Annotated in this window: 5 protein-coding genes; 3 read left to right on the top strand and 2 right to left on the bottom strand. The window is 67.1% G+C overall.

What is annotated here, in order from left to right; genetic code table 11:
• On the bottom strand, nt 1-631 hold a 631-nt coding region (locus AC1D12_RS27340), incomplete at its 3' end, for a CesT family type III secretion system chaperone (RefSeq protein WP_477844180.1).
• A 19-nt stretch (nt 632-650) separates the two neighbouring features.
• On the opposite strand from AC1D12_RS27340, the gene AC1D12_RS27335 reads away from it, so the two are divergent.
• The 3 genes from AC1D12_RS27335 to AC1D12_RS27325 all read left to right on the top strand — a co-directional run bounded on the left by AC1D12_RS27335 (nt 651) and on the right by AC1D12_RS27325 (nt 3,467).
• The gene (locus AC1D12_RS27335; RefSeq protein WP_465112536.1) at nt 651-1,025 is read left to right on the top strand and encodes an Mth938-like domain-containing protein; all 375 of its coding nucleotides are present in this window, start codon (nt 651-653) and stop codon (nt 1,023-1,025) included.
• Nucleotides 1,026-1,103: 78 nt separating this feature from the next.
• On the top strand, nt 1,104-1,580 hold the full coding sequence (locus tag AC1D12_RS27330; RefSeq protein WP_047511976.1) for a peroxiredoxin: 477 nt from the start codon (nt 1,104-1,106) through the stop codon (nt 1,578-1,580).
• Nucleotides 1,581-1,775: 195 nt separating this feature from the next.
• Nucleotides 1,776-3,467: a PhoH family protein gene (locus AC1D12_RS27325; RefSeq protein WP_477844178.1), complete on the top strand. Its 1,692-nt coding sequence runs from the start codon at nt 1,776-1,778 to the stop codon at nt 3,465-3,467.
• Here AC1D12_RS27325 and AC1D12_RS27320 read toward each other — a convergent pair.
• The coding region (locus AC1D12_RS27320; RefSeq protein WP_477844176.1) for an AMP-binding enzyme at nt 3,453-3,853 on the bottom strand (401 nt) is incomplete at its 5' end. The genes AC1D12_RS27325 and AC1D12_RS27320 overlap by 15 nt on opposite strands.

Genomic DNA, 3,853 nt, shown 5'->3' with positions numbered 1-3,853 from the left:
GCCTCGCTTCATGCGTGCCACCCCCACCCCGGGCGCCGTCGTCCAGCAATCCGTGGCGTCGCCAATGCAAGGCAAGTTCAGCGGCCGCTCGCAAGCTGCGCACGAGCGCGTCGGCCTGGATGGCTTCGAGATCACCGTCGATGACACACACCGCACGGCCGGAATCCGGATCGATGCCCAGGGTCGTGCCTCGCTGCTGCAGCATCAACACGAAGTTCAGTTCCAGCATCCGCGTCAGCACGTCCTCCAGCCTTCGCGGGGCCGGCTCAGCCGGATCCCCGAGGTCGCACTGCATGCGCATGCGCCGCGGATCGACCAACGGGTCGTACAACAACGAGAAGCCGACGCCGTCCAGTGCGAGCTCGGAACGTGCAGCCATTCCTGCCTCGACGACCCAGCCGACCGGGAGCGTCAGACCAAGGCGCTGATGCACCCCGCGCACCAACGATGCAAAGCCGTCATGCATGCCCATCGACATTTGGAGAAGCCCTTCCCGCAGGCGGTTGTGAGTGACGATCCGTTGGTAACGGAAAGTCGCGAGGTGCACCATCTGCGGCGAAGATGCCGACATCTCGATTTCAGATATCGGATACGCGGTGTGAAAGAATTCGTGAACCTCGCCCCTGCGCATCCGACAGCTCGAACACGCCATGAAACTCCAGCCCGACCGCATCGAAGGCGTCAACGCCGTCTCCGGCCTGATCCCGGGGGCCGTCTCGATCAACGGCGTCGTGCACCGGCGCAGCATCGTCGTGCCGTGGCAGGGTGAGGTCGTGGAATGGAAGGTCGAGCGCTTCGATGAACTCACCGCCGAGCACTTCGGCGTGATCGCGGCGCTGTCGCCCGAGCTGGTGATCTTCGGCAGCGGCGACCGCATCCGATTCCCGCCGCCCGCCTGGCTGCGCCCGCTGATCGAGCGGCGCATCGGCATCGAGACGATGGACACCGCGGCGGCTTGCCGCACCTACAACGTGCTGGTCTCGGAGGGACGCCGCGCGGTGGTCGGCCTGCTGCTGGGCAGCTGATACCCGGCCGGAGCGCCATGGCCGTGGCCTTATAATCTACGGCTACGCCTCCCGCGGCGCAACTCCCCAGAATTCTTCATGACGCCAGCCCTCAACAAACCCCTCCCGGAATTTGAAGCGCTCGCAACCGGTGGCGTGAAGTTCACGCCCGCCGCCTTCGCGGGGCAGATCGTCGTTCTCTACTTCTACCCGAAGGACAACACGCCCGGTTGTACCACCGAGGCCATGCAGTTCCGCGATCGGCACAAGGATTTCGTCAAGGCCGGAGCGGTGGTTTTTGGCGTCTCGCGCGACAACATGAGCTCGCACGACAAGTTCAAGCAGAACCTCGAGCTGCCGTTCGAGCTGATCGCCGACACCGAAGAGAAGCTCTGCCACATGTTCGGCGTCGTCAAGAACAAGATCATGTACGGCAAGAAGGTCAAGGGCATCGAGCGCAGCACCTTCCTGATCGACGGTGAAGGCGTGCTGCGGGCCGAATGGCGCGGCATCAAGGTCGCGGGGCACGTCGACGAGATCCTGAAGGCCGTCAAGGGCCTGAAGAAAGCGGCCTGAAGAAGGCCGGTCGGTCCGGAAAATCCACGATGACGGGAGTTGTGTTGAGGTGTCATCGCGGATGTGCATAATGGGCCATGCCTGTGAGTTGTGAATCCAGACAGCCAAACATCAAGCCGCTCGGGCAACCGCGCGGCTTTTTTGTTGCCTGTCCTGTTGCCTCCCCCTTCGCCAACTGACACCCACACACCACCCATGCCACTGCCCAAGCCGCCTGCCAAACGCGCCGCCCTCCTGACCCCCGCCGATTTCGAATCGCAGGCCGCTCCCAAACCCGGCAAACGCACGCAGAACAAACGCAGCGAGGAACCCGCCTCGCCGGCGGTGCTCGACCTGTTCGATGCGCCGCGCGAGGCCGCGCCGGTGGTCACCGCCAAGGCGATCGCGCCGGTGACGGCCCCGCCGGTCGCGAGCCCGGCCGCGTACCCCGCCGACAAGCCGCGCCGCAGCGCGCCGGAGCCGAAAGCCCGCAAGCCGCGCGGCACCGGCCCGGCCAAGCTCTTCGTGCTCGACACCAACGTGCTGATGCACGACCCGACCTGCCTGTTCCGCTTCGAGGAACACGACGTCTACCTGCCGATGATCACGCTCGAGGAGCTCGACGATCACAAGAAGGGCATGTCCGAGGTCGCCCGCAATGCGCGCCAGGTGAGCCGCGACCTCGATGCGCTGGCCGGCGGCCTGTCCGACCAGCCGGGGCGCGACATGGCCGACGGCCTGCCGCTCGCGACCACCGGCCACCGTGAGGCCGGCGGCAAGCTGTTCTTCCAGACCACGCTGGTCAACGTGACGCTGCCGCAGGGGCTGCCGCAGGGCAAGGCCGACAACCAGATCCTGGGCGTCGTGCAGGCGCTGCGCGACCAGCAGCAGGGCCGCGAGGTGGTGCTGGTGTCCAAGGACATCAACATGCGCATCAAGGCGCGTGCGCTGGGCCTGGCCGCCGAGGACTACACCAACGACAAGACGCTGGACGACGGCGACCTGCTCTACACCGGCGTGCTGCCGCTGCCCGCCGATTTCTGGGATCGCCATGGCAAGACCATGGAGAGCTGGAACCAGGGCGGCCTCACCTACTACCGCATCAGCGGGCCGATGGTGCCGGCGCTGCTGGTCAACCAGTTCGTCTACCTCGAGGCGCCGGGCGCCGCGCCGCTGTACGCCAAGGTCACCGAGATCACCGGCAAGACCGCGGTGCTGCGCACGCTGCGCGAGTACACCCACCAGAAGAACGCGGTGTGGGGCGTCACCGCGCGCAACCGCGAGCAGAACTTCGCGCTGAACCTGCTGATGGACCCGGAGTGCGACTTCATCACGCTGACCGGCACGGCCGGCACCGGCAAGACGCTGATGACGCTGGCGGCCGGGCTGTCGCAGGTGATGGACGACCGCCGCTACACCGAGATCATCGTGACGCGCGTGACGGTGCCGGTCGGCGAGGACATCGGCTTCCTGCCGGGCACCGAGGAAGAGAAGATGTCGCCGTGGATGGGCGCGCTCGACGACAACCTCGAGGTGCTGTCGAAGACCGACGGCGCCGCCGGCGAATGGGGCCGCGCGGCCACCAACGACCTGGTGCGCAGCAAGATCAAGATCAAGAGCCTGAACTTCATGCGCGGGCGCACCTTCCTGAACAAGTTCGTGATCATCGACGAGGCGCAGAACCTGACGCCCAAGCAGATGAAGACGCTGATCACGCGCGCCGGCCCCGGCACGAAGATCGTGTGCCTGGGCAACCTGGCGCAGATCGACACGCCGTACCTGACCGAGGGCAGCTCGGGCCTGACCTTCGCGGTCGACCGCTTCAAGGGCTGGCCGCATTCGGGGCACGTCACGCTGGCGCGCGGCGAGCGCTCGCGCCTCGCCGACTTCGCGTCAGAGGTGCTCTGACCCCACCCTCTCGCGGATCTGCTGCAGCGCGGTCGGATCCTCGATGGTGGTCAGGTCGCCCGGGTCGCGGTGCTCGCACACGGCCTGGATCGCGCGGCGCAGCAGCTTGCCGGAGCGCGTCTTCGGCAGCGCGCTGACGAAGTGCACCCGCGAGGGCCGGGCGATCGCGCCCAGCCCCTGCTCGACCGTCTTCATCACCTCGCCCTCCAGCCGCAGCCGGGCGGCCTCGTCGCTCGCACGCCCCGCGTCGCGAAGCACGACGAAGGCCATCGCGGCCTGCCCCTTCAGCGCATCGGCCACGCCCACCACCGCCACCTCGGCCACCGCCGGGTGGCTGCTGATGCTCTCCTCGATCTCGCGCGTGCCCAGCCGGTGGCCCGCCACGT

The organism is Rhizobacter sp. P1_G5, from assembly GCF_056405435.1.
Note: the sequence above shows the minus strand (reverse complement) of the source record. Positions and strands in the feature narration are given on the sequence as shown.